Origin of the sequence: Streptosporangium sp. NPDC000239 (genome assembly GCF_040300765.1) — a bacterium.
Classification (GTDB): Bacteria; Actinomycetota; Actinomycetes; order Streptosporangiales; family Streptosporangiaceae; genus Streptosporangium.
On sequence record NZ_JBEPEI010000005.1, the window covers coordinates 412,117 to 438,263 of the forward strand.

Here is a 26,147-nt window from a genome sequence, read left to right on the forward strand (position 1 = left end):
AAAGCGATGACAGGCAAGCCATCTCCCCAGGATCGTCTCGTCGCCGCGGGGTTCGGCGCGGGCTGGGCGATCGTCCCCCACCTGCCGGAACGCCTCACGGCCTGGGCGTTCAGGACGGCCGCCGACCGGTTGTGGAGGCGTCGCGGCGCCTCCGTCCTCCGTCTTGAGGCCAACCTCGCCCGGGTCAAGGGCACGTCGAAGGACGACCCGGCGATCCGCGAGCTGAGCCGTGCGGGCATGCGCTCCTACCTCCGCTACTTCCACGAGGTCTTCCGCCTGCCCTCCATGCCGAAGGCGGAGATCCTCTCCCGCATGCACGCCGTCGGTGTCCAGCGGGTCCACGACAACCTCGCCGCGGGCCGGGGGGTCGTCATGGCGCTGCCGCACATGGGCAACTGGGACATGGCGGGCGCCTGGTTCCGCGCGACGGGGCACCCGTTCACCACCGTCGCCGAACGGCTGCGGCCGGAGTCGCTGTTCCTGCGCTACACCGCCTTCAGGCAGGGGCTGGGGATGGAGGTGCTGCCGCTCACCGGCGGGGACGGGCACACCTTCGGCACCCTGTCGCAGCGGCTGAGGGCGGGGGGCGCGGTCGCGCTGCCCGCGGAGCGGGACCTCACGGCCAAGGGGATCGAGGTCGGCTTCTTCGGCTCGGCCACGCGCATGCCCGCCGGGCCCGCCCTGCTGGCCGTGCACACGGGGGCGGCGCTGGTCCCGACGACCCTGTGGTTCGAGGGAGACGACTGGGGCCTGCAGTTCCACGACGAGATCGCCGTCCCGCAGGAGGGCACCCGCGCGGAGAAGGTCGCCATCCTCACCCAGGCCCTGGCCGACGTCTTCGCCAAGGGCATCGCGGAGCACCCGCAGGACTGGCACATGCTCCAGCGGCTCTGGCTGGAGGATCTGGAGCCCCGCACATGAACGCCTTCGCGGAACACGGCCGGTACGGCGCGCGAGGGGTGGGCCGGAGGTGAGGATCGGCATCGTCTGTCCCTACACCTGGGACGTGCCCGGCGGGGTGCAGGCGCACGTCCGCGACCTGGCCGAGGCCCTCATCGAGGAGGGCCACCAGGTCTCGGTCATCGCCCCGGCCTCGGAGAACGCCCCCCTGCCCGCCTACGTGACCTCGGTCGGCAGGGCGGTCCCCGTGCCCTTCAACGGCTCGGTCGCGAGACTGTCGTTCGGCTTCCTGTCGGCCAACCGGGTGCGGCGCTGGGTGCGTGAGGGCCGCTTCGACGTGCTGCACGTGCACGAGCCCGCCGTACCCTCCGTCGGGCTGCTGGCCTGCTGGGTGGCCAAGGGGCCGATCGTGGCCACCTTCCACACCTCGCACGAGCGCTACCGCTCGCTGTCGGTCACGACGCCGGTGCTCATGAGCGCGCTGGAGAAGATCAGCGGCCGGATCGCGGTCTCCGACGCCGCCAGGAAGACCCTGGTCGAGTTCGTCGGCGGCGACGCGGTGCTCATCCCCAACGGGGTCGCGGTCGGCCGCTACACGCACGCCGAGCCGTTGCCCGGCTGGGACGAGGGCGAGGTGATCGGCTTCCTCGGGCGGATGGACGAGCCGCGCAAGGGGCTGCCCGTGCTGCTGGACGCCTTCGCCGAGCTCGCCCCGCACCGCCCGGGACTGCGCCTGCTCGTCGCCGGTCCGGGAGACGAACAGGAGGCCCTGGCGAGGGTTCCCGCCGCCTTCCGCGACCGTGTCGTCCTGCTCGGCATGGTCAGCGAGGAGGACAAGGTGCGCGCCTACCACTCGGTGGACGTGTTCTGCGCGCCGAACCTGGGAGGGGAGAGCTTCGGCATCGTGCTGACCGAGGCGATGTCCGCAGGCGCCGCCATCCTGGCCAGCGACATCCCGGCCTTCCGCAGGGTGCTCGACGACGGCAGGGCGGGGGCGCTGTTCGAGACCGGGGACGCCGCCTCGCTCGCCCGTGAGGCCGCGGCGCTGCTCGACGACCCCGGGCGCAGGGCCGAACTGTCCGCCGAGGCGAGCCGGGCCGTGTGGAAGTACGACTGGTCGACGGTCGCCCGCGACGTCCTGCGGGTCTACGAGACCGTCGCCAGCACCGCGGGAGTCGAGGAGGACGACAACCGGTGACGACCACCCTGATCCTGGTGGTGGGCGCGATCGTGCTGCTCACCGCCGTCTACGTCTCCTGGCGGGCCGGGCGTCTCGACCGCCTGCACATCCGCCTTGAGCTGGCCAGGGAGTCGCTGGACGCCGCCCTGGTACGGCGGGCCGCCGTGGCGCTCGAACTGGCCGCCTCCCGGCTGCTCGACCCGGCCACCAGCCTGGTGCTGGCCACCGCGGCGCACGAGGCCCGTACGGCGGGGCCCGAGGAACGCGAGCACGCAGAGAGCGACCTGTCACGCGCGTTGCGGGCGGTGGTGGACCAGGAGCGCTTCCGTGAGCGCCTGGCCGACGCCCCGGAGGGGGGCGAGCTGCTCGACGAACTCGGCGCCGCGGTGGCCAAGGTGATCTACTCCCGCCGCTTCTACAACAACGCGGTCGGCGTGACGCGCACCGCCCAGCGCCGATGGCTGGCCAGGACCCTCAGGCTGGCCGGACACACCGAATATCCCTCCTTCTTCGAGATCGACGACACCCCTCCGAAGGCGCTCGCCATCGAATAGGACACGCGGAACTCGGATATCCGGCAAGTCGGGCACAGGTAAGCTCTTGGGCGTTTCATGGCCGATTTGAGGAGATGAACCGTGCGGGTGCCCCGGATGATCGCCGTCGCGCTGGCGGGAGTGGCTGTTCTCGGGCCGGTGGCGGCCTGTTCCTCGAACGAGCCCGCAGCCGGAGGCAGTCCGCAGGCCGCCGACCCCTCCCCGTCGGAGACGCCCACCCCCGAGCCCCCGCCGACCCACCCCTTCACCGGGCTTCCCGGCGCCGCGCGCAGGCCCGTGCTCGCCGCGAAGATCGAGAACACCTCGGCGGGCAAGCCCCAGCTCGGGCTCAGGAGCGCCGACATCGTCTACGTGGAGCAGGTCGAGGCGGGGCTGACCCGCCTGATGGCCGTCTTCTCCTCGAAGCTGCCGCCCAAGATCGGCCCGGTCCGCAGCGCCAGAATCTCCGACCTGCACATCCTGCCGCAGTTCGGCAAGCCCGCCCTGGCCTACTCGGGCGTGCAGACCAAGATGATCCCCAAGGTCCAGGCCGCGTCCCTGGTCGACGTCTCCGACAGCAGGGCCCCCGGCGCCTACTTCCGCCAGCCGGGCCGCTACGCGCCCTACAACCTGTTCGCGAACACCAAGCAGCTGCTGGCCAAGGCGCCGGGGGCCTCCAAGGCCAAGGACATCGGCTTCACCTTCGGCGACGCCCCCGAGGGAGGCGTGGCCAAGAAGTCGTTCACGGTCCGGTACCCGGCGGCGCGCTTCACCTTCGCCTGGTCGCAGGAGGCGGGCAGGTGGCTGGTCTGGCAGGACGGCAAGAAGGACATGGCCGCCGAGGGCGGCCAGCTCGGCGCCCCCACGATCGTCGTGCAGTACGCCAAGACCGAGCGTTCGGAGTTCCACGACCTGAACCAGAGCTACACGCCCCTGGTGCACAGCGTCGGCAAGGGCAGGGCGGTCGTGCTCAGGGACGGCCAGGCGTTCAAGGCCACCTGGTCGCGCAAGACGGAGGAGGACGGCACGGTCTTCACCACCGAGGCGGGTGAGCCGATGAACTTCGCCCCGGGCCAGGTGTGGATCGTGCTGGCGGCGCCCAAGCCTGTCATTCCCTGAGAACCATGACGGTCCTTACCATCATGTCCAAGAAGATCGCATAAGCGCGACAAGATGGTGTGTAAGGGCACATGCCACTCAGCGCCTACGATAGAGAACGCCGGAAACCCGCCCAGGGAGGCGGACCGTGATCCGCAACCCGCTCGTCGTGAGGTAGAGACCGTGTCCAGCAGCACGCCCGAAGTCACCGAGACCGCCGTCACCGGAACCGCCCGGGTGAAGCGCGGCATGGCAGAGATGCTCAAGGGCGGCGTCATCATGGACGTCGTCACCCCTGAGCAAGCCAAGATCGCCGAGGACGCCGGTGCCGTCGCGGTCATGGCCCTTGAGCGGGTCCCCGCCGACATCCGCGCCCAGGGCGGCGTCTCGCGGATGAGCGACCCCGACATGATCGACGGCATCATCTCCGCCGTCTCCATCCCGGTCATGGCCAAGGCCCGCATCGGCCACTTCGTCGAGGCGCAGGTGCTCCAGTCGCTCGGCGTCGACTACATCGACGAGTCGGAGGTGCTGACCCCGGCCGACTACGCCAACCACATCGACAAGTGGCGCTTCACGGTGCCCTTCGTCTGTGGCGCCACCAACCTGGGCGAGGCGCTGCGCCGCATCACCGAGGGCGCGGCGATGATCCGCTCCAAGGGTGAGGCGGGCACCGGCGACGTCTCGAACGCCACCATGCACATGCGCAAGATCCGCGGTGAGATCAGGCGGCTGTCCTCGCTGGCCGAGGACGAGCTGTACGTCGCCGCCAAGGAGCTGCAGGCGCCGTACGAGCTGGTGGTCGAGGTCGCCAAGGCGGGCAAGCTGCCCGTCGTGCTCTTCACCGCGGGCGGTATCGCCACCCCGGCGGACGCCGCGATGATGATGCAGCTCGGCGCGGAGGGCGTGTTCGTCGGCTCCGGCATCTTCAAGTCGGGCAACCCGGCCCAGCGCGCCGCGGCGATCGTCAAGGCCACCACCTTCTACGACGACCCGGACGTCGTCGCCAAGGTCTCCCGTGGCCTGGGCGAGGCGATGGTCGGCATCAACGTCGACGACATCCCGGTCCCGCACCGCCTGGCGGAGCGCGGCTGGTAGCCGATCAGGACCGGACCGGTTCCACCGGCTGGAGCACCGCCTGGCGGAGCACGGCCGGTGGGGGCGGACCACGAGAAGGCGGCGTCTTTGCGGGACGCCGCCTTTTCCATGACCCGGAACGTTAACTCGAAGGTCACGATCGTCGGTAAGGCTGGCGGGCGACCACGTCCGACGACCTTCGAGGGGCCCCCATGTCCCGGCTCAGCCGACGTTCCTTCCTCGTCACCGGCGTCGCCGGCCTCGCGGCGGCGCACGTCCCCGCCCCCGCCGCCGCCGCGGCCGTTCCCGCCGCCCGCAGGCCGCGCGCCGACCCCTTCACCCTCGGCGTCGCCTCCGGCGATCCGAGCCCGGACGGGTTCGTGATCTGGACCAGGCTCGCCCCCCTGCCGCTGGCCGAGGACGGCCTCGGCGGCATGCCCGACCTGCCCTTCCCCGTCCGGTGGCAGGTCTACGGCGACGACGCCGGGCACAGGACGGTCAGGCAGGGCACGGTGATCACCGACAGCCGGTGGGGACACTCGGTCCACGTCGAGCTGGACGGCCTTGAGCCGGGCCGGGAGTACTGGTACCGCTTCAGGACCGGGCCGTACCTGTCGCCGATGGGACGGGCCAGGACCGCCCCGCACCCCCTGTCGCTCGGCACGGGCCTGACGATGGCCTTCGTCTCGTGCGCCCAGTACGAGCACGGCCACTTCACCGCCTACCGGCGCCTGGCCGAGGAGGAACCCGACCTCGTCCTGCACCTGGGCGACTACCAGTACGAGTACGCCCGCGACACCTACACCATCCCCGGCGGCAACGTCCGCGACCACGAGGGGCCGGAGACCGAGACGCTGGCGAACTACCGGCAGCGGCACGCGCAGTACAAGACCGATCCCGACCTGCGGGCGGCGCACGCGGCGGCGCCCTGGCTGGTCGTCTGGGACGACCACGAACTGGACAACAACTGGGCCGACGAGGTGCCGGAGAAACCGGAGATCCCGCAACCGGGTTTCCTCACCCGGCGCGCCGCGGCCTTCCGCGCCTACTACGAGAACATGCCGCTGCGGAGTACCTCCATCCCCAGGGGGATCGACATGCAGATCTACCGGCGTGTCCGGTGGGGCGCCCTGGCCACCTTCCACATGCTCGACACCCGGCAGTACCGCGACGACCAGGGCTGCGGAGACGGTTACCGTGACTGCCCGGCCGCGACCGACCCGGCGCGCTCGATCACGGGGGAGACCCAGGAACGCTGGCTGCTCGACGGCTTCCGCCGCTCGCGGGCACGGTGGGACGTCATCGGCCAGCAGGTCTTCTTCGCCCAGCGTGACAGCGACGCGGGGCCCGCCAAGGTGACCAGTCAGGACGCCTGGGACGGCTACGTCGCCTCGCGGCGGCGGATCACCCAGGGGTGGGTGGACGCGGGGGTGCGCAACCCGGTCGTGCTCACCGGTGACGTGCACGCGCACTGGGCGGCCGACCTCAAGCTCGACTACGACGACCCGACCACCCCCACGGTGGGCTCTGAGCTGGTCACGACCTCCATCACCACCGGGGGCGACGGCGCGGACTCCGACCCCGCGACGCAGCCGTTCCTCAGGATCAACCCGCACCTGCGCTTCTACAACAACCAGCGCGGTTACGTGCTCACCCGGATCGAGCCCGACCTGCTGACCGCCGACTTCACGGTGCTCCCGCAGGTACGGCAGGCCGGCGCGCAGGCTCACGTGAAGGCGACCTTCGTGGTCGAGGACCGGGTGCCGGGCGTGCGGCAGACCTACCTGCGCCCGGCCGCGCCTGCGGCGAGCCGGATGCCCACGGAACCGGAGACCGATCTCATCCAGAAGGTCGTCGACCTGGAGACCAGGCGCCCCTGAACCCCCAACGGGACGACGCATGTCCGGCGTCGTCCCGTTTTTCCGGAATAATAGTTAGACAGGCTAAGTTAGACTGACTAACTATGATGACGGATGAACTCGCGGAGAACCTCTCCAAGGAGCTGCGCCACCTGGTGCTGTTGCTGCGCCGCGCGGCGGCCGGGCAGCCGATCACCAGCCAGCAGTACGCCGTGCTCGGCTCGCTCCAGGACGGCCCGCGCCGGATGACCGAGCTGGCCGAGGAACACGGCGTCCAGCTGCCGACCATGACCGTGCAGATCAACCGCCTTGAGGAGCCGGGACTGGTCGCGCGGGGCGCCGACCCCGCCGACGCCAGGGTCCGCACCGTCGAGCTCACCGACGAGGGCCGCGCCCGCCTGGTGGCCGTACGGCGCGCCAGGATCGCCTACCTGAGCGACCGGCTCGGCGCCCTCACCCAGGCCGAACGCGAGGCCGTCGCCGCGGCGCTTCCCGCCCTGGCCAAACTGGGCCGCCCCTGACGGCCCCTCCACCCGTCCCCCTTCTCCCAAGGAGCGCCTTCCATGTCCTCACAGAGCGGCGGCGCAATCCTGCGTCAGCCGATGTCCGTCTGGGCCACCGCGTTCGCCGCGGTCGTCGCCTTCATGGGCATCGGCCTGGTCGATCCGATCCTGCCCTCCATCGCCAAGGGCCTGAACGCGGGCCCGAGCCAGGTCTCCCTGCTGTTCACCAGCTACTTCCTGGTCACCGCGGTGGCCATGCTCGTCACCGGCTGGGTCTCCAGCAGGATCGGCGGCAAGCGCACCCTGCTGTTCGGCCTGGCCCTGGTGGTCGTCTTCGCCGCCCTGTCCGGGACCTCGGGCAGCGTCGGCGAACTCGTCGGGTTCCGCGCCGGGTGGGGCCTGGGCAACTCCCTGTTCGTCGCCACCGCCCTCGCGGTGATCGTCGGCGCCGCCAGCGGAGGCGCGGAGGCGGCCATCGTCCTGTACGAGGCGGCCCTGGGCCTGGGCATCTCCATGGGGCCGCTGGTCGGCGCCGCCCTCGGCGACTGGAACTGGCGCGCCCCCTTCTTCGGCACCGCGACCCTCATGGCCGTCGGATTCGTCCTCGTCCTGACCCTGCTGAGGGCCACGCCGGAACCGGCCGCGCGCACCCGCCTGTCCGACCCGCTGCGCGCCCTGGCCCACGGCGGCCTGTCGACGACGGCGTTCACCGCGTTCTTCTACAACTTCGCCTTCTTCACCGTCCTGGCCTTCACCCCCTTCATCCTCGGCATGTCGCCGTACGGCATCGGCGCGGTCTTCTTCGGGTGGGGCGTCTGCGTCGCGCTGGCCTCGGTCTTCGGCGCCCCCGCCCTGCAGCGCAGGATCGGCTCGGTCAACGTGCTCCACCTCTCGCTGGGGGCGCTCGCCCTGCTGCAGGTGGGCATCGCCCTGTCACAGCAGGCGGGAAGTCACCCGGGCGTCGTCGTCTTCGTCATCCTGTCCGGCCTGCCGATCGGCCTGAACAACACCGTGTTCACCGAGGCGGCCATGGAGGTCTCCGACGCGCCGAGGCCCGTCGCCTCCGCCGGATACAACTTCGTGCGCTGGATGGGCGGCGCGCTCGCGCCCTACGTCGTCACCAAGCTGGGCGAGGAGGTCGGGCCCGCGGTGCCGTACGTCCTGGGCGCGGCCTGCTGCCTGGCGGGCATGGCCGTCCTGTACGGCAGGCGCCACCACATGAGGAGCCTGGATCGGATCGACGTCGACCACACCTTCCAGGATGCCTCTGCCCCGGCCTGACCCGGTTTGGGGCGACGCGCACAGTGGCCATACGCTGAAGGGGCGTTCCGAGCCCTTGGAGAGGACCACTGTGAGCATCGCCCCGACCGTCGGAGTGTTCGCCCTGCAGGGAGACGTGCGCGAGCACACGCGCGCACTGGAGGCGGCGGGTGCCAGGGCCGTCGCCGTACGGCGCCCCGGTGAACTGGAGGCGGTCGACGGCCTGGTCATCCCCGGCGGGGAGTCGACCACGATGTGGAAACTCGCCGAGACCTTCGAACTCCTCGAACCGCTCAGGATGAGGATCAAGGGCGGCATGCCCGCCTACGGCTCGTGCGCGGGCATGATCATGCTGGCCGACCGGATCGAGGGCGGCATCGAGGGCCAGCAGACCATCGGCGGCATCGACATGGTGGTCCGCCGCAACGCCTTCGGCCGTCAGGTCGACTCCTTCGAGGCGGACCTCGACTTCGCGGGCCGGGGCTCGATACGGGCGATCTTCATTCGCGCCCCGTGGGTGGAATCTGTCGGTTCCGATGTCGAAGTGCTGGCTCGGGCCGAAGCTGGGGATAGGATCGTCGCGGTCCGCCAAGGACCGCTGCTCGCCACGTCCTTCCACCCGGAACTTACCGGGGATGTCGGTGTGCATTCATATTTTGTTGACATGGTGAGGGAGCTCTAGCCGATGTCCGGCCACTCCAAATGGGCGACGACGAAGCACAAGAAGGCCGCGCTTGACTCCAAGCGGGGCAAGCTGTTCGCCAAGCTCATCAAGAACATCGAGGTCGCGGCCCGAACCGGCGGCCCCGACCCGGACGGCAACCCGACGCTGTACGACGCCATCACCAAGGCGCGCAAGAGCTCGGTCCCGATCGACAACATCGAGCGCGCGCGCAAGCGTGGCGGCGGCCTTGAGGCGGGCGGCGCCGACTGGCAGACCATCATGTACGAGGGCTACGCCCCCGGCGGGGTCGCGGTGCTGATCGAGTGCCTCACCGACAACCGCAACCGTGCAGCCTCCGAGGTCCGCGTCGCCCTGACCCGTAACGGCGGCTCGCTGGCCGACCCGGGCTCGGTGTCCTACATGTTCAACCGCAAGGGCGTCGTGCTGGTGCCCAAGGGCTCGCTGAGCGAGGACGACGTGCTGACCGCGGTCCTCGACGCCGGCGCCGAGGAGGTCAACGACCTCGGCGACCAGTTCGAGGTCGTCTCCGAGGCCACCGACCTCGTCCCGGTCCGCAAGGCCCTGCAGGAGTCCGGCATCGACTACGACTCCGCCGAGTCCAGCTTCGTGCCGACGATGAACGTCCCGCTCGACGAGGACGGCGCCCGCAAGGTCTTCAGGCTGATCGACGCTCTTGAGGACAGCGACGACGTCCAGAACGTCTGGGCCAACTTCGACGTCTCCGACGACGTCCTGGAGAAGCTCGACGCCTGAACGGCCGTCGTGCCGGGCGGGACGACCGATTCGCCCCGCCCGGACCGCGCCGCCTAGGTTGGGTGGCTGTGAAGCTACGTGAACTGACCGCGGACGATCTCGACGCGGTGACGGACAATCGCAGGCGGGCCTTCGGACCGGTGTCGGAGGCGGTCCAGCGGCAGTGGGTCGGGATGGTGACCCCCGCACTCGAAGCGGGGAGATATCTCGGTCTCTTCGACGGCGCCCGCCTGGTCGCGACGAGCCGGATCAACGACTTCACCCAGTACTGGCACGGCAGGCCGATCTCCCTCGGCGGCGTCGCCTCGGTGACCGTCGCCCCGGAGGACAGGGGCGGGGGAGCCGGCCGGACCATCATGCTGGCCACCCTTGAGCGCTGCGCCCGCCTCGGTCACCCGGTCTCCGCCCTCTACCCGGCCACCACCCACATCTACCGATCGCTGGGCTGGGAGCACGCCGGAGCCATGCACCGCGCCGTGCTGCCCGCCGAGGCGCTGCGGACCATCAGGCGGACCGAGCAGGTCCAGGTCCGCAGGGCCGGGCCGGAGGACGCAGAGCGGGTCGTCTCGGTCCTGCGGGGAGTCCACCTGGCCACCCGCGCCTGCGGCCCCGTCTGCTGGGACGCCGACGTCTGGCGGGCGCGCCTGGCGACGGGGGACGACTTCGTCTATCTCGCACACGACGGCCTCGTCGTCTACCGCTGGCGCGACCAGGACCTGGAGGTTCCCGTCCTGGTCGCGGGCTCGGAGGCGACCGCGCGGACGCTGTGGTCCCTGGTCGGTTCCTCGGCCTCGATCGCCAGGTCCGTCCACGCGGTCGTGGCCCCCGACGACCCCGTCTTCTGGCTGATCGGGAACCGTCCGACGGACGAGGTGGGCCAGACCCGCTGGATGTTCCGCGTCGTCGACCTGGCCGCGGCGATCCGTGAGCGGGGTTTCCCGCCCGGCGTCACCCTCGACACCGTGATCCAGGTCGAGGACCCCCAGCGGCCGGAGAACTCCGGACCCTGGCACCTGTCCGTCTCCGGAGGGCGGGCGACGGCCGAGCCCGCGGGCACCCTCCCCTCGGCTCTGCCCGTCTTCACGGCCGGGGCGTTCTCCGCCCTGTTCTGCGGGGTTCCGGCCGCGACCCTGCGCAGGACCGGCGGACTGACCGGTTCCGCGGACGGCGACGCCGCCCTGGACGGGGCCTTCCACGCCAGGCCGTACATGCTGGACCACTTCTGAGGGGTGCCTGCCCGGGAACCGTGCGTCGTGTGCGCGCAGGCGGTAGAGTCTGGCACCGAACAGGTGTTCGGCGAGTGGAGGCGTGCCGGTGCGGTTGCCCGAACTGCGGGTGATGGGGGTCGATCCCGGGCTGACCCGGTGCGGGCTCGGCGCGGTCGAGGGACGGCCGGGGGCGCCGCTGACCCTGGTCAAGGTCGGGGTCGTGCGCACCCCCGCGGAAGACGAGACCGGCGCGAGGCTCGTGGCGATCGAGGCGGGCATCGAGAGCTGGCTCGACGAGATCAAGCCGGACGCGGTCGCCGTGGAGCGGGTCTTCGCCCAGCACAACCTCAGGACGGTGATGGGCACCGCGCAGGCCTCCGCGGTGGCGATCCTGTGCGCCTCCCGCCGGGGGCTGCCGGTGGCGTTGCACACGCCCTCCGAGGTCAAGGCCGCGATCACCGGCAGCGGCACCGCCGACAAACGACAGGTCGGCACGATGGTGACCAGGCTCCTGCGCCTGGACGAGATGCCCAAGCCCGCCGACGCCGCCGACGCCCTCGCCCTCGCGATCTGTCACGTGTGGCGGGGCGGGGCGCGCAACAGGCTCGCGGAGGCGGTCGCGAAGGCCGCCGCTCCCGGCACGAGCGCCGCCGCCTACTTCCGCGGCGGGGGCAGGGCCGGATATTCGAAGGGAAGCACGAAGTGATCGCCTCGGTGCGGGGACGGGTGGCCGCGATCGCGCCGGAGGGGGCGGTGGTCGAGGTCGGCGGGATCGGCGTGCTCGTCCACTGCACACCCGGCACACTGGCGGCGCTGCGGGTGGGGGAGGAGGCCAGACTGGCCACCTCGCTCGTGGTCAGGGAGGACTCCCTGACACTGTTCGGCTTCGGCACCGACGACGAGCGTCTGGTCTTCGAGCTGCTGCAGACGGCCAACGGGGTCGGTCCCAAGGTCGCCCTTGCCATGCTCGCCGTGCACACGCCGAACGCCCTGCGGATCGCGGTGGCGAGCGCCGACGTCAAGGCGCTGACCAGGGTGCCCGGAGTCGGCCCCAAGGGCGCTCAGCGGATCATCGTCGACCTCAAGGACAAGCTCGGCACGCCGGAGGAGGCGGTCAACGCCGCGCTCGACGGCACCGCCGCAGTCCCGCCCTGGCGCGACCAGGTGCACTCGGGCCTGGTCGGTCTCGGCTACTCGGTCAGGGACGCCGACGAGGCGGTCGCCACGGTGGCCGTCCAGGCCGACGCCGAGATCGCGCAGGGCAGGGTTCCCCAGGTCGCCGTGCTGCTCAAGGCCGCGCTTCGCGTGCTGAGCGTCCGGTGAGACAGGGCACAGGAAAGGCGGAGACGACGTGAGCGCGGAACGGGATCTGGTCTCACCCGAGATGGAGGGTGACGAGCGCCTGATCGAGGCCGCGCTGCGCCCCAAACGTCTTGAGGAGTTCATCGGCCAGGCGCGGGTGCGCGAGCAGCTCTCCCTGGTGCTGCACAGCGCGTTGCGGCGCAACCGCCCCCCCGACCACGTGCTGATGAGCGGCGCGCCCGGTCTGGGCAAGACGACCCTCTCGATGATCATCGCGGCCGAGCTCTCCGCGCCGCTCAGGCTCACCTCCGGGCCCGCCCTCGAACGGGCGGGTGACCTCGCGGCGATCCTGTCCACCCTCTCCGAGGGAGAGGTCCTCTTCATCGACGAGATCCACCGGATGGCCCGTCCCGCCGAGGAGATGCTCTACCTCGCGATGGAGGACTTCCGCGTCGACATCGTGGTCGGCAAGGGGCCGGGCGCGACCGCCATCCCGCTGGAGGTGGCGCCCTTCACCCTGGTCGGGGCGACCACCAGGGCGGGCCTGCTGCCCGCGCCGCTGCGTGACAGGTTCGGCTTCGTCGCGCACATGGACTTCTACGAGGCCGCCGAACTCGAACAGGTGTTGCACCGTTCGGCACGGCTGCTCGGCCTGCGTCTCCCGGGCGACGCGGCACACGAGATCGCCGGGCGCTCCCGGGGCACGCCCCGCATCGCCAACCGGCTGCTGCGCCGGGTGCGCGACTTCGCCGAGGTCCGGGCGGACGGGGTGATCAGCAGGGACGTCGCCGCCGCGGCGCTGAACCTCTACGAGGTGGACGCCGAGGGACTCGACCGTCTCGACCGCGCCGTCCTGGGCGCCCTGCTCGGCAAGTTCGGTGGCGGTCCCGTCGGTCTGTCAACACTGGCGGTCGCGGTGGGGGAGGAACCGGAGACCGTCGAGGTGGTCGCGGAGCCGTTCCTGGTACGGCAGGGCCTGCTGGCCCGCACCCCTCGCGGACGCGTCGCGACCGCGGCGGCCTGGGTCCACCTGGGGTTGACGCCCCCTCCCGGAGCCTTCGGCGCGGTGCCGATGCCCGGCCAGGGGCCTGACCTGCATGATCTTGGGGATGACCCCGCGGCTTCCTGACGTTGAGTTACGGTGAGAAAACGCACGGGGTTGATCACAAAAAGGTGACAACCGTATCAAAATGGGAACTTCCCCGCGCGCCAGAACGTGACCTCGTTGCCGCGCTCCTAACAGCTCGCCTAAACTCCGTGGCTTGGCTGGCTGTGTAGGCTGACGTGCTGAGCGCGGCGTGGCCTCACATGACGTCCGGCTCCGGCCGGTCATCCTTAACCGAAGGAGCGGCCCAATGGGCGGCAATTACTCCAGCCTTATCATGATCGCGCTGATGGTCGTGGTGTTCTACTTCCTGCTGATCAGGCCGCAGCGTAAGCGGCAGCAGGAGCAGGCGCAGATGCAGAACTCCCTCACCCCGGGGACCCGCATCATGACCACTACCGGGCTTTTCGCGACGGTGGTAGCGATCGACGCCGAAGATGTGATCCTGGAGATCGCCCCCGGCGTCGAGACCCGTTGGGTCAAGGCCGCGATCGGGCGTGTGGTGGGCCCGGTCGACGACACGCAGGGCGACGCCGAGAACACCGACACCGTGGATGACAATGTGGTGGAAACCGCGCAGTCGCCCGGTGACGACCAGGACTCGACGACCAAGAAGTGATAAGTAGGCTCGCCAACATTCCCTATAGCCGAAAGAACTGACGACCAGTGGCCCGACCGACCAGCGGCCAGAGCAGACCGGGGCGCGTGCTCCTACTGCTACTGGCGATTATTCTCGCCATGGGTGGGGTGATGCTCCTGAACAGGGCTTACACCCCCGAATATGGCCTCGACCTCGCCGGTGGCACGACAGTGACACTGCAGCCCGTCACCCCGAACGGCACGGCTCCCACAGAGGAAAGCCTGGATCTCGCCGTCGGCATCATCCGAAACAGGGTGAACGGCAGCGGTATCTCCGACGCCGAGGTCGCCAAATCCGGTGACAACATCGTCATCTCCGTCCCCGGAGTTGGCCAGGAGGAAGTCGTCAAGCTGGTCGGCACCACCGCGGAACTGCGTTTCCGTCAGGTGATGGCGGTCGCGGCAGGGGCACCCCAGCCGCCGGGGCAGATGCCCACCCAGGCGCCGACGCCGTCATCCTCCCCCTCCTCGACGGCTCCCGGCAAGAAGGGCGACAAGTCCCCCGCCCCGTCCGCCTCCCCCGCGGCCGAGCAGGGCACGAAGACGCCGGAGCCGACCGCGACGGCCGCCGCGAACCCGAGCGCCTCGCCCGCGGGCCGCGCCCTGTCGGCGGCGCTCCTCAACCCCAGCCCGGAGGCGACCCCGACCGCCACCGGCAAGCAGGAGAGCAAGCAGGACACCGGCAAGAAGGGCGACAAGGCGGAGGCCTCCCCCTCGGCCAAGCCCGGCCAGAGCGGCTCCCCCTCGCCCCAGCCCTCCTCGCCCGCGGACAACCCGCTGGCCGACGTGGACACCACCGGCATCGACCCGGCGGTGCTCAAGCAGTTCGAGGCCCTCGACTGCTCCAAGAACAAGGGCCAGGGCGCCCAGGACGACCCCAACAAGCAGTACGCCGGCTGCAGCCAGGACGGCAGCGCCAAGTACGTCCTCGACAAGGCGGCCGTCACCGGAAGCGCGATCGCCAGCGCCAACGCGGGCGTCGACCAGACCACCGGTGAGTGGCTCGTCCAGCTCTCCTTCAAGGGGCAGGGCCCCGACCAGTGGTCCAAGGTGACCACCACCGCGTTCAACTCCCAGCCGCCGCGCAACCAGGTCGCCATGGTCCTGGACGGTGTGATCATCTCCGCGCCGGTCATCCAGGAGCCCATCACCGGCGGCCGGGCGCAGATCTCCGGCAACTTCACCCAGGTGACGGCCAACGAGCTGGCCGGCCAGCTGAAGTTCGGCGCGCTGCCGCTGAAGTTCGAGAAGAGCTCGATCGACGAGGTCTCCTCGACCCTGGGCGCCGACCAGCTGCGCGGTGGCATGATCGCCGGTGGCATCGGCCTGGCCCTGGTGGTCGTCTACTCCATGCTGTACTACCGCGGCCTTGGCGTCGTCTCGGTACTGAGCCTGCTGGCCGCCTCGATCCTCACCTACCAGGCGGTCGTGATCCTCGGTGCCTTCGCGGGCTTCCGCCTGTCGCTGCCGCACATCATCGGCCTCATCGTCTCGATCGGTATCACCGCCGACTCCTTCATCGTCTACTTCGAACGAATACGAGATGAGATGAAGGAGGGCCGCCGGTCGCTGCGCACGGCCGTCGAGGTCGCCTGGACCCGCGCCCGCCGGACGATCCTGATCGCCGACGCGGTCATGTTCATCGCCGCCGTCGTGCTGTACTTCCTGGCCGTCGGCGGTGTGGCCGGGTTCGCCTTCGCGATGGGCCTGACCACGCTCATCGACATCGTCGTGGTCTTCCTGTTCACCAAGCCGTTCGTCACGCTGCTGGCCAGGCTGAAGTTCTTCGCCAAGGGACACAAGCTTTCCGGTCTCGACGCCGAGCGCATGAGCAGCACGACGGTCGCCGGTACCAAGACCGTTCCGCAGGAGGCATGATGTCCGGCATCGCGAGTCGGTTGTACCGCGGCGAGATCGACGTCGACTTCGTCGGACGCAGGAAGCTCTGGTACGGCCTGTCCGCCGTGCTGCTGCTGGTGTCCATCGCGGGCCTGCTCTTCAACGGAGGCCTCAACCTGGGCGTCGAGTTCAGGGGCGGTTCGGTCTTCTCCTTCAAGGCGCCCAGCGCCCACATCGAAGAGGTCCGCGACACCTTCAACGGCGCGGGCGCCCACCAGGTCATCGTCCAGACGACCAACAACGGCTGGCGGGTCACCACCGACAGCATGCCCCCCGAGCGGGTGACCACGGTCCAGAAGGCGGTCGCCCAGAAGTACGGCATACAGCAGAACGAGGTCACCCTCCAGGTGATCGGCGCCTCGTGGGGCGGTCAGGTGGCCGACAAGGCGGTCACCGGTCTGATCGTCTTCATGCTGGCGATCATCCTGTACCTCACGGTGGCCTTCGAGTGGAAGATGGCGCTGTCGGCGGTCGTGGCGCTCTTCCACGACCTGGTGATCACCGCGGGCGTCTACGCGTGGACCCAGTTCGAGGTCACCCCGGCGACCCTGCTGGGCTTCCTGACGATCCTCGGATACTCCCTGTACGACGCGGTCGTCGTGTTCGACATGATCAAGGAGGTCACAGCCAAGCTCGGCACGACCTCCAAGATGACCTACACGCAGGCGGCGAACAACGCGCTGAACCACACCCTGATCCGGTCGCTGAACACCACCCTGGTGGCGATCCTGCCGGTGGCCGCGATCCTGTTCATCGGCACCACGCTGTTCGGCGCGGGCACGCTGAGGGACCTCTCGCTCGCCCTGTTCGTCGGCATGATCGTCGGTACCTACTCGTCCCTGTGCGTGGCCACGCCGATGCTGGTCACACTGAAGGAGCGCGAGCCGCGTTACCAGGCGATCGCCCGCAGGCTCTCCTCACAGGGCGGCGGGGCCAAGGGCGGCCAGACGGTCAAGGGAGCCAAGCAGCCGGTCCCCGCGGGGGCCGCCAACGGCTCGGCGCCCGAGGGCGACAAGCGCAAGAAGAAGTAGCCGGAAGTCAGCAAGGCCTCCGTCCCCGCCGAGGGGACGGAGGCTTTTCCTTGAGGGAGCGACGATGAGTGACCTGAGCAGGCTGATCCTGGACCACGTCCGGGACATCCGCGACTACCCCCAGCCCGGCGTCCTCTTCAAGGACATCACCCCGTTGCTCGCCGATCCTGAGGCCCTGGCCGCCGTGATCGACGGTTTCGCCGGGCTCCACCAGGTCGACAAGGTCGTCGGGATCGAGGCCAGAGGCTTCATCCTGGCCGCTCCCGCGGCCTATCGGGCGGGCGCGGGCTTCGTTCCGGTGCGCAAGAAAGGCAAACTGCCCGCGGAAACCCTTGAGGCGTCCTACGATCTGGAGTACGGCTCCGCCACCATCGAGGTCCATCGAGACGCCTTCACCCCAGGGGAACGCGTCCTGATCATCGACGACGTGCTCGCCACCGGCGGTACGGCGCGTGCGGCGGTGGAGCTGGTCCGCAGGGCGGGCGCCGACGTCGTCGCCATCGCCGTGCTCATGGAGCTGGCCTTCCTCAAAGGACGGGAACGGCTGGACGGCGTCGAGGTGCATTCCCTGGTGATTGTCTGATCCCACCCCGCCGGGGAAGGCATCCTGGCCAGTCTGGATACACTGGGGGGATCTGGACTCGAACGTGAGGAGTCTGAGTGCCCCGTGATGTGGTCGTCCCCGACGTGACCGCCGACGGTGGCGGTCCCGAGACGGCCGTCCCGGCAGGCGATGCCGGTTCCGCCATGTCCGGAGCCACCGAGGACAGGCCTGCGGTAAGGCGTAGGCTCGCGCGTTTTGGGGGGCAATGGGGTGGCGCCATGAACCCGGTGCTTGAGCCGCTCTTCCGGACGGTCCGCGCGACGCATCCGAAGGCGGATCTGCGGCTCATCGAGCGCGCCTACGACGTGGCCGCCTACCACCACCGTGATCAGAAGCGTAAGAGCGGTGATCCCTACATCACCCACCCGCTCGCGGTCGCGACGATCCTGGCCGAGCTGGGCACCGACGACGAGACGCTGTGCGCCGCGCTGCTGCACGACACCGTCGAGGACACCGCCTACGGCCTCGACGAGCTGCGCAAGGACTTCGGCGACAACATCGCCCTGCTGGTCGACGGCGTCACCAAGCTCGACAAGGTCAAGTACGGCGACGCCGCCCAGGCCGAGACCGTCCGCAAGATGGTCGTGGCGATGTCCCGCGACATCCGGGTGCTGGTGATCAAGCTCGCCGACCGGCTGCACAACATGCGCACCATGCGCTACCTGCCCGAGCACAAGCGGCAGCAGAAGTCCCGGGAGACACTGGAGATCTTCGCGCCGCTCGCCCACCGCCTCGGCATGAACACCATCAAGTGGGAGCTTGAGGACCTCGCGTTCGCCATGCTCTACCCCAAGCGCTACGACGAGATCGCCCGCATGGTCTCCGAGCGTGCCCCGCGCAGGGACCTGTTCCTGCAGGAGGTCATCGAGAAGGTCTCCGGAGACCTGCGCGAGGCCAAGATCCGCGCGGTGGTCAAGGGGCGCCCGAAGCACTACTACTCGGTCTACCAGAAGATGATCGCCAGGGATGTCGCCTTCGACGACATCTACGACCTGGTCGGCATCCGGGTGCTGGTCGACACGGTCCGCGACTGCTACGCCGCCCTGGGAACGATTCACGCGCGATGGAACCCGGTGCCCGGCCGGTTCAAGGACTACATCGCGATGCCCAAGTTCAACATGTACCAGTCGCTGCACACCACGGTCATCGGCCCCGAGGGCAAGCCCGTCGAGCTGCAGATCCGCACCCACGGCATGCACCACAGGGCCGAGTACGGCGTGGCGGCGCACTGGAAGTACAAGGAGGACATGACCACCTCGGGCCCGCCCGGGGCGAAGCTCAAGCCGGCCAGCGACATGGCCTGGCTCAGGCAGCTCCTCGACTGGCAGAAGGAGACCGCCGACCCGGGCGAGTTCCTTGAGTCGCTGAGGTTCGACCTGTCGGTCTCCGAGGTCTACGTCTTCACCCCCCGCGGTCAGGTGATCGCGCTTCCCGAGGGCGGGACCCCGGTCGACTTCGCCTACGCCGTGCACACCGAGGTCGGCCACCGCTGCATCGGGGCCCGGGTCAACGGCCGTCTCGTGCCGCTGGAGTCGCGGCTCGGCAACGGCGACACCGTGGAGATCTTCACCTCCAAGTCGCCGGACGCCGGTCCCTCCCGTGACTGGCTCAAGTTCGTCAAGTCGGGCCGGGCCCGCAACAAGATCCGGCAGTGGTTCTCCAAGGAGCGCCGCGAGACCGCGATCGAGGCGGGCAAGGAGGCCATCGGCAGGGCGATGCGCAAGCAGGGCCTGCCGCTGCAGCGCCTGATGTCCGGAGAGTCCCTCCTGGTGCTCGCCAGGGACCTGCACTACGCGGACGTCTCGGCGCTCTACGCGGCCGTCGGAGAGGGCCACGTGGCCGCCCAGGCGGTCGTGCAGAAGCTCGTGCACTCCCTCGGAGGGGTCGAGGGCGCCGAGGAGGACATCGCCGAGGTCTCGGTGCCGACGAAGCTGCGCGGCCGTCCCCGCGGCCGGGGCGGCGCGGGCGTGGTCGTCGCGGGCGACTCCGACGTCTGGGTACGGCTGTCGCGCTGCTGCACCCCGGTCCCCGGAGACGAGATCATCGGCTTCGTCACCCGCGGCCACGGCGTCTCGGTGCACCGCACCAACTGCCCCAACGTGCAGCAGCTGAGGTCAGAGCCCGACCGCCTGGTCGAGGTCTCCTGGTCGGCCGCGGAGGACTCGGTGTTCCTCGTGGCGCTCCAGGTCGAGGCGCTCGACCGGCCGCGCCTGCTGTCCGACGTCACCCGGACCCTGTCCGACCAGCACGTCAACATCCTGTCGGCGTCGGTGACGACCTCGAAGGACCGGGTGGCGATCAGCAGGTTCACCTTCGAGATGGGCGACCCCAAGCACCTGGGGCACGTGCTGAAGGCCGTACGCAACATCCAGGGCGTCTACGACGTCTACCGGGTGAGCGGCGCCTCCTAGGCCCTCTCAGGCCCGCCCCGGGCCATACAGCGAAACGGGGGACGCTCCGGAAAGGAGCGTCCCCCGTTTTGGCGCCGGAGGGTCAGGAGAACTCGGCGAGCGTGCGCTCGGCCTCCTCAAGCCAGGAACGGCGGGCGGTCAGGGCCTCCTCGGCGTCCTTGGCCTCCTTGTCCCTGCCGGCCGCCTGGGCCTTGGCCAGACGGCCCTCAAGCTGCCCGATCGACTTGCGCAGCTGGTCGACCGTGTTCTGCGCGCGGGCGCGGGCCTCGGGGTTGGACCGCTTCCACTCGGCCTCCTCGGCCTTGCGGACCGCCTCGTCGATCTTGCGCAGACCGCCCTCAAGCCGGTCACGCTGCTCGCGCGGGACCGGGCCGGCCTCCTCCCAGCGCTCCAGGAGGCCACGCAGGGCGTTCCTGGCGACGCGGGCGTCGGAGACCGGAAGGATCTTCTCGGCCTCGGCCAGCAGCTGCTCCTTGACCTCGGCGTTGGCCGCCAGCGAGGCGTCACGCTCGGCGAAGACCGCCGAACGGGCCTGGAAGAACTGGTCCTGGGCGCCCTTGAAACGGCCCCACAGCTCGTCCTCGACCTCACGCGAGGCCCGGCCGGCCGCCTTCCACTGCTGCATCAGCTCGCGGTAGGCGGAGGCCGTCGCGCCCCAGTCGGTCGAGGAGGCCAGCGCCTCCGCCTCGACGACGATGCGTTCCTTGGCCGAACGCACGCCCTCGCGCTGCTCGTCGAGCCCGGCGAAGTAGGCCTTGCGCCGCTTGGCGAAGGCCGTACGGGCCGCGGACAGGCGCTTCCACAGCGCCGCCTCGGTCACCCGGTCGATGCGCTCGGCGGCCTTCCACTCCTCGACGAGCTGGCGCAGCCGCTCCCCACCGGTCTTCCAGTGGGTGGTGTCGTCGGCGATGCGCTCGGCCTCGGCGACGATGCGTTCCTTGACGCCCCTGGCCTCGGCGCGAGCCACGTCGCGGGCGGCCTTGACCTCCTCGCGGCGCTGGGAGACCAGCTCCGTGAGGCTGTTGAGGCGGCCCAGCAGCCCGTCGAGATCGCCGACCGCGTGCGCGTCGACGATCGCCTCGCGGAGCTTGACGATCGTCGCCTCCGCCTGGGCGGGCGGCAGATCCGTGCCGCGGACCCGCTGCTCAAGCAGCGTGACCTGCCCGGCCAGCTCGTCGAACTTGCGGTGGAAGTAGGCCAGAGCCTCTTCCGGTTCGCCGGCCTGCCAGGACCCGACGGCCCGTTCTCCCTCAGCCGTACGCACGTAGACGGTGCCGTCGTCGTCTACCCGGCCCCACGGGTCGGTGCTCACCGTGTCCTCCCGCAACTTTCATCAGCCTTTCGAGGCTATCCGCCTCTTGGATGTATTACGTCAGCTCTTGTCGGACATTGTCACGTCTTTGATTTCCACGGTTTCCTTCGGGGCGCCGGTGCCGTCCGGGCCCGGGGTGATGACACCCGCCTTGTTCACCTTGTCGAGGATGTCCAGGCCCTTGGTGACCGTGCCGAACGGGGTGTAGTCCGGAGACAGCTGGGCGTCGCCGTAGACGATGAAGAACTGGCTGCCGTTGGTGTCCGGGCCGCTGTTGGCCATGGCCACGACACCGCGGGTGTACTTCGCGCCTTCGAGGTTCTCGTTGACGAAACGGTACCCCGGGCCGCCCTGGCCGTCGGTCGGGTTCTTGCCGTCGGCCTTGGCCAGCGGGTCGCCGCACTGGAGCACGGGGAACTGCTCGGAACCGAGACGGTGGCACTTGGAGCCGTTGAAGTACTTCTTCCCGGCCAGGAACGCGAAGGAGTTGACCGTGCAGGGGGTCTTCTCCGCCGAGACCGCGATGACGATGTCGCCCAGGTTGGTCTTCAGGGTCATCGTCTTCGGCGTGGTGTCCACCTTCGCCGGAGGCAGGCCGACGTTCTTGGCCGGTCCGCCCTCGGTCTCGGCGACGTAACCACAGGTGCCCGCCGCGGGGTCGAAGGCCGCCGGCTTGGCGCCGGTGCCCGTCTCAGCCGGGCTCGCGGGCGCGGACGGGGTGCCCGAGGCGGCGGTCGCCGGGGACGTTCCACCACCTCCGAGCAGGGACATCGCGGCGATCACACCGCCGACGAGCACCACGACGGTCACACTCGTGCCGATGATCGCATTGCGCTTCATACGCGACTCACGTTCGGCGCGCCGCTGCATCTGCCGTTCGTAGTGCTCGCGGGCCAGTTGCTTCTGGCGGTCCTTGCCGCTCACCACTTCGCCCTCCCGAGTGCCGGAGTATCACTTATTGAGGTGGGCGAATCGTATCGGCCAATGGGTAATGGTTCGCAGCCCGCCGACCCGCACCGGTACCCTTCGGTTACATTCCCATCCGTTTTCTTGACGAGATCAGCTGAGGCAGATGCTCATCGCCGGCTTTCCCGCAGGGTCGTTTCAGACCAACTGTTACGCCGTGGCTCCCGCCGCGGGCGAGGAGTGCGTCGTCGTCGACCCCGGTCAGAACGCCGTGGGCGACCTGGACGACCTGCTGCGCGAGCATCGCCTGAAGCCGGTCGCCGTGCTGCTCACCCACGGCCACCTCGATCACATGTGGTCGGTCGCCCCGGTCTGCGGAGCGCGTGACATCCCCGCGTGGATCCACCCCGAGGACCGGGAGCTGCTGTCCGACCCGATCAAGGGGATGTCCCTGGCCTTCGGGCAGCAGCTGTTCGGCGGGCTGACCTTCTCCGAGCCCGACGACGTGCGCGAGATGGCGGACGGAGAGGTGCTGAGCCTGGCCGGGATGGAGCTGACGGTCGACCACGTCCCCGGCCATACCAGGGGGTCGGTGGCTTTCAGGCTGCCCGGGAGCGGGGAGATCCCCGAGGTGATGTTCTCGGGAGACCTGCTGTTCGCCGGCTCCATAGGCCGCACAGACCTTCCCGGCGGGGACTATCCGACCATCCTGCGCAGCCTGGCGGCCAAGTGCCTGCCGCTGTCCGATGAGACGGTGGTGCTGCCGGGACACGGACCACAGACCACGATCGGCCACGAGCGCGCGACCAATCCGTACTTGGCGGAGGCGGCGCCGTACGCCGGTCCCACCAGGGGACTTTAGAAGATGACTCTGCAGGCGCCCAAGGGCACCTTCGACCTGCTCCCGCCGCGCTCCGAGCGCGCGCTGGCCGTCCGGGAGGCGCTGACCGCCCCCGCCAGGCGGGCGGGGTACGGCTACATCGAGACGCCGGTCTTCGAGGACACCGCGCTGTTCGTGCGCGGCGTCGGCGAGTCGACCGACATCGTCTCCAAGGAGATGTACACCTTCACCGACAAGGGCGGGCGTTCGATCACGCTGCGCCCCGAGGGCACCGCGTCGGTCGTGCGGGCGGTCCTCCAGCACGGCCTGCACAACGGCAGGCTTCCGGTGAAGCTCTGGTACTCCGGCAGCCAGTTCCGCTACGAACGCGCCCAGAAGGGCCGCTACCGCCACTTCTGGCAGGTGGGGGCCGAGGCACTGGGGGCGGAGGACCCGGCCCTCGACGCCGAGCTGATCCTGCTGGCCGCGGAGGGCTACGCCGGGCTCGGCCTCACCGGGGTCAGGCTGCTGCTCAACACGCTGGGCGACCGCGTCTGCAGGCCCGCCTACCGCGCCGCGCTGCAGGACTTCCTGCGCGGTCTCGACCTCGACGAGGCGACCAGGGCCAGGATCGAGATCAACCCGCTGCGGGTGCTCGACGACAAACGCCCCGAGGTGCAGGCCCAGCTCGCGGGCGCCCCGCTGGTCGTCGACCACCTGTGCGAGGAGTGCAAGGCCTACCACGAGGAGGTCCGCACGCTGCTGACCGCCTCCGGGGTCGCCTACACCGACGATCCCCGGCTGGTGCGCGGGCTTGACTACTACACGCGCACCACGTTCGAGTTCGTCCACGGCGGGCTTGGCTCGCAGTCCGCGGTCGGCGGCGGGGGGCGTTACGACGGACTGAGCGAGATGCTCGGCGGCCCGGCGCTGCCCAGCGTCGGCTGGGCGCTCGGCGTCGACAGGACGCTGCTGGCCATGGAGGCCGAGGGGCTGCTCGACGACGAGGCGGACGGCCCGCACGTCCAGGTGTACGGTGTGCCGCTGGGCGAGGAGGCACGCCGCCGGATGTTCCTGCTCATCACCGAGCTGCGCCGGGCGGGCCTCGACGCCGACATGTCGTTCGGAGGCAAGGGCGTCAAGGCCGCCATGAAGGGTGCCGACCGGTCGGGCGCGGGCTATGCCGTCATCCTCGGCGAGCGGGACATCGCCGCCGGGACCGCCCAGGTCAAGGACCTGGTCAGCGGCGACCAGAGCGCCGTACCGCTCGCCGAGATCGTCACGACCCTGAAGGAGAGACTGGAGAAATGATCCGCACGCACGAAGCGGGATCACTGCGCAAGGAGCACGCCGGGCAGCAGGTGACGCTGGCCGGTTGGGTGGCGCGCCGCCGTGACCACGGCGGCGTGGTCTTCATCGACCTGCGCGACGCCTCAGGCTCCTGTCAGGTGGTCTTCCGCGAGGAGGACGACGCGCACGGCCTGCGCGCCGAGTACTGCGTCAAGGTCGTCGGGCAGGTGCGGGTCCGCCCCGAGGGCAACGAGAACCCCGAGCTGCCGACCGGCGCGATCGAGGTCGTGGCCTCCGAGGTCGAGGTGCTCAGCGAGGCCGCGCCGCTGCCCTTCCCGATCGAGGGCGGCACCGGGGTCTCCGAGGAGGCCCGCCTGAAGTACCGCTACCTCGACATCCGCCGCCAGCAGGTCGCCCAGGCCATGCGGGCGCGCTCCAAGGCCACCTACCTGGCCCACGAGGTGATGAACGAGCACGGGTTCGTCTACATCGAGACCCCCACGCTCACCCGGTCGACCCCCGAGGGCGCCCGTGACTTCCTGGTGCCGGTCCGTCTCCAGCCGGGCAACTGGTACGCCCTGCCGCAGTCGCCCCAGCTGTTCAAGCAGCTGCTCATGGTCGGCGGCATGGAGCGCTACTACCAGCTCGCCCGCTGCTTCCGCGACGAGGACCTGCGCGCCGACCGGCAGCCGGAGTTCACCCAGATCGACGTTGAGATGTCCTTCGTCGACCAGGACGACGTCATCGCGCTGGGCGAGGCGCTGATCGGCCGCGTCTGGAAGGAGACGATCGGCTACGAGCTGCCGACGCCGCTGCCCCGGATGACCTACGCCGACGCCATGTCCCGCTTCGGCTCGGACAAGCCCGACCTGCGCTTCGGCCAGGAACTCGTCGAGATGACGGAGTTCTTCGCCGAGACGACCTTCCGGGTCTTCCAGGCGCCCTACGTCGGCGCCGTGGTGATGCCGGGCGGTGCCTCGCAGACCCGTAAGGAGCTCGACGGCTGGCAGGAGTGGGCCAAGTCGCGCGGCGCCAAGGGCCTGGCCTACGTCCTCGTCGGCGAGGACGGCACGCTCGGCGGCCCGGTGGCCAAGAACCTGTCGGAGACCGAGACCGCGGGCCTGGCCGCGAAGGCGGGCGCCGCGCCCGGTGACGCGATCTTCTTCGCCGCCGGTACGGCCGCCGCCTCCCGCGACCTGCTCGGCGCGGCCCGGCTGGAGATCGGCCGCCGCTGCGGCCTGATCGACGAGTCGGCGTGGAGCTTCCTGTGGGTCGTCGACGCGCCCATGTTCGAGGAGGACGGAGAGGGCGGCTGGACCGCGGTCCACCACCCCTTCACCGGTCCGAAGCCCGAGTGGGCCGACAACTTCCAGGACCACCCGGGCGAGGCCCTCGCCTACGCCTACGACATGGTCTGCAACGGCATGGAGATCGGCGGCGGCTCGATCCGTATCCACCGCGCCGAGATGCAGCAGCGCGTCTTCGACGTGCTCGGCATCTCCAAGGAGGAGGCGGAGAGCAAGTTCGGCTTCCTGCTCGAGGCGTTCAAGTACGGCCCGCCGCCGCACGGCGGCATCGCCTACGGCTGGGACCGGGTCTGCATGCTGCTCTCCGGCGGCGACTCGATCCGTGACGTCATCGCCTTCCCGAAGACGGCCTCCGGCTTCGACCCGCTGACGGGCGCGCCGACCCCGATCACGGTCGAGCAGCGCAAGGAGGCGGGCGTCGACGCCAAGCCCAAGGCGGACGCCTGAGACGGTCCTGAGGGCCGG

Annotated in this window: 24 protein-coding genes; 22 read left to right on the forward strand and 2 right to left on the reverse strand. The window is 70.1% G+C overall.

The features are described from left to right. Nucleotides 1-6: 6 nt before the first annotated feature. The 19 genes from ABT340_RS16965 to ABT340_RS17055 all read left to right on the forward strand — a co-directional run bounded on the left by ABT340_RS16965 (nt 7) and on the right by ABT340_RS17055 (nt 20,047). The gene (locus tag ABT340_RS16965; RefSeq protein WP_352011669.1) at nt 7-921 is read left to right on the forward strand and encodes a phosphatidylinositol mannoside acyltransferase; all 915 of its coding nucleotides are present in this window, start codon (nt 7-9) and stop codon (nt 919-921) included. Between the two features lie 49 nt (nt 922-970). After that, nucleotides 971-2,098 carry a glycosyltransferase family 4 protein gene (locus ABT340_RS16970; RefSeq protein ID WP_352011670.1) on the forward strand — a complete coding sequence of 376 codons (1,128 nt, stop codon included), beginning with the start codon at nt 971-973 and terminating at the stop codon, nt 2,096-2,098. Next, nucleotides 2,095-2,634: a LemA family protein gene (locus ABT340_RS16975; RefSeq protein ID WP_352011671.1), complete on the forward strand. Its 540-nt coding sequence runs from the start codon at nt 2,095-2,097 to the stop codon at nt 2,632-2,634. Before ABT340_RS16970 ends, ABT340_RS16975 begins: the two co-directional genes overlap by 4 nt. An 81-nt stretch (nt 2,635-2,715) precedes the next feature. Then, complete coding sequence (locus ABT340_RS16980) at nt 2,716-3,732, forward strand: DUF3048 domain-containing protein (protein WP_352011672.1); 1,017 nt, start codon at nt 2,716-2,718, stop codon at nt 3,730-3,732. A 162-nt stretch (nt 3,733-3,894) separates the two neighbouring features. Beyond that, nucleotides 3,895-4,809 (forward strand): pyridoxal 5'-phosphate synthase lyase subunit PdxS, encoded by a 915-nt coding sequence (gene pdxS, locus ABT340_RS16985; protein WP_352011673.1) that lies wholly within the window; start codon nt 3,895-3,897, stop codon nt 4,807-4,809. A 191-nt stretch (nt 4,810-5,000) separates the two neighbouring features. Beyond that, nucleotides 5,001-6,668: an alkaline phosphatase D family protein gene (locus ABT340_RS16990; RefSeq protein WP_352011674.1), complete on the forward strand. Its 1,668-nt coding sequence runs from the start codon at nt 5,001-5,003 to the stop codon at nt 6,666-6,668. 83 nt (nt 6,669-6,751) lie between these two features. Continuing rightward, complete coding sequence (locus ABT340_RS16995; RefSeq protein ID WP_352011675.1) at nt 6,752-7,168, forward strand: MarR family winged helix-turn-helix transcriptional regulator; 417 nt, start codon at nt 6,752-6,754, stop codon at nt 7,166-7,168. A gap of 42 nt (nt 7,169-7,210) precedes the next feature. Continuing rightward, on the forward strand, nt 7,211-8,431 hold the full coding sequence (locus tag ABT340_RS17000; protein WP_352011676.1) for an MFS transporter: 1,221 nt from the start codon (nt 7,211-7,213) through the stop codon (nt 8,429-8,431). 70 nt (nt 8,432-8,501) lie between these two features. After that, on the forward strand, nt 8,502-9,092 hold the full coding sequence (pdxT, locus tag ABT340_RS17005; RefSeq protein WP_352011677.1) for a pyridoxal 5'-phosphate synthase glutaminase subunit PdxT: 591 nt from the start codon (nt 8,502-8,504) through the stop codon (nt 9,090-9,092). Nucleotides 9,093-9,095: 3 nt separating this feature from the next. Further along, nucleotides 9,096-9,848: a YebC/PmpR family DNA-binding transcriptional regulator gene (locus tag ABT340_RS17010; RefSeq protein WP_352011678.1), complete on the forward strand. Its 753-nt coding sequence runs from the start codon at nt 9,096-9,098 to the stop codon at nt 9,846-9,848. Nucleotides 9,849-9,916: 68 nt separating this feature from the next. Continuing rightward, on the forward strand, nt 9,917-11,074 hold the full coding sequence (locus ABT340_RS17015; protein ID WP_352011679.1) for a GNAT family N-acetyltransferase: 1,158 nt from the start codon (nt 9,917-9,919) through the stop codon (nt 11,072-11,074). Nucleotides 11,075-11,177: 103 nt separating this feature from the next. After that, nucleotides 11,178-11,762 (forward strand): crossover junction endodeoxyribonuclease RuvC, encoded by a 585-nt coding sequence (gene ruvC, locus ABT340_RS17020; protein WP_352011732.1) that lies wholly within the window; start codon nt 11,178-11,180, stop codon nt 11,760-11,762. Further along, on the forward strand, nt 11,759-12,379 hold the full coding sequence (gene ruvA, locus ABT340_RS17025) for a Holliday junction branch migration protein RuvA (protein WP_352011680.1): 621 nt from the start codon (nt 11,759-11,761) through the stop codon (nt 12,377-12,379). Before ruvC ends, ruvA begins: the two co-directional genes overlap by 4 nt. Before the next feature lie 61 nt (nt 12,380-12,440). Next, entirely contained in the window at nt 12,441-13,487 is a 1,047-nt protein-coding gene (gene ruvB / locus ABT340_RS17030; protein WP_352011733.1) for a Holliday junction branch migration DNA helicase RuvB, read from the forward strand. Nucleotides 13,488-13,713: 226 nt separating this feature from the next. Then, a complete protein-coding gene (gene yajC, locus ABT340_RS17035) occupies nt 13,714-14,082 on the forward strand; it encodes a preprotein translocase subunit YajC (protein WP_352011681.1) in 369 nt (122 codons plus the stop codon). 119 nt (nt 14,083-14,201) lie between these two features. Beyond that, nucleotides 14,202-15,980, forward strand: a complete 1,779-nt coding sequence (gene secD / locus ABT340_RS17040) for a protein translocase subunit SecD (protein ID WP_352011682.1) — start codon at nt 14,202-14,204, stop codon at nt 15,978-15,980. After that, a complete protein-coding gene (gene secF, locus ABT340_RS17045; protein WP_352011683.1) occupies nt 15,980-17,032 on the forward strand; it encodes a protein translocase subunit SecF in 1,053 nt (350 codons plus the stop codon). Before secD ends, secF begins: the two co-directional genes overlap by 1 nt. A gap of 64 nt (nt 17,033-17,096) precedes the next feature. Continuing rightward, entirely contained in the window at nt 17,097-17,615 is a 519-nt protein-coding gene (locus ABT340_RS17050; RefSeq protein ID WP_352011684.1) for an adenine phosphoribosyltransferase, read from the forward strand. 239 nt (nt 17,616-17,854) lie between these two features. Further along, on the forward strand, nt 17,855-20,047 hold the full coding sequence (locus ABT340_RS17055) for a RelA/SpoT family protein (RefSeq protein ID WP_352011685.1): 2,193 nt from the start codon (nt 17,855-17,857) through the stop codon (nt 20,045-20,047). An 82-nt stretch (nt 20,048-20,129) separates the two neighbouring features. Here the strand turns inward: ABT340_RS17055 and ABT340_RS17060 are convergent, their stop codons facing one another. Then, entirely contained in the window at nt 20,130-21,359 is a 1,230-nt protein-coding gene (locus tag ABT340_RS17060) for a DUF349 domain-containing protein (RefSeq protein WP_352011686.1), read from the reverse strand. 60 nt (nt 21,360-21,419) lie between these two features. Beyond that, nucleotides 21,420-22,283 carry a peptidylprolyl isomerase gene (locus ABT340_RS17065; RefSeq protein ID WP_352011687.1) on the reverse strand — a complete coding sequence of 288 codons (864 nt, stop codon included), beginning with the start codon at nt 22,281-22,283 and terminating at the stop codon, nt 21,420-21,422. 148 nt (nt 22,284-22,431) lie between these two features. Between ABT340_RS17065 and ABT340_RS17070 the strand changes: the two genes are divergently transcribed. Genes ABT340_RS17070 through aspS form a run of 3 tightly spaced genes read left to right on the forward strand, consistent with a single transcriptional unit; the run spans nt 22,432 to nt 26,129 of the window. Then, entirely contained in the window at nt 22,432-23,127 is a 696-nt protein-coding gene (locus ABT340_RS17070; RefSeq protein ID WP_352011688.1) for an MBL fold metallo-hydrolase, read from the forward strand. Between the two features lie 3 nt (nt 23,128-23,130). Further along, nucleotides 23,131-24,396, forward strand: a complete 1,266-nt coding sequence (gene hisS, locus ABT340_RS17075) for a histidine--tRNA ligase (protein ID WP_352011689.1) — start codon at nt 23,131-23,133, stop codon at nt 24,394-24,396. Further along, nucleotides 24,393-26,129 (forward strand): aspartate--tRNA ligase, encoded by a 1,737-nt coding sequence (aspS, locus tag ABT340_RS17080; RefSeq protein ID WP_352011690.1) that lies wholly within the window; start codon nt 24,393-24,395, stop codon nt 26,127-26,129. Before hisS ends, aspS begins: the two co-directional genes overlap by 4 nt. Nucleotides 26,130-26,147: the final 18 nt, after the last annotated feature.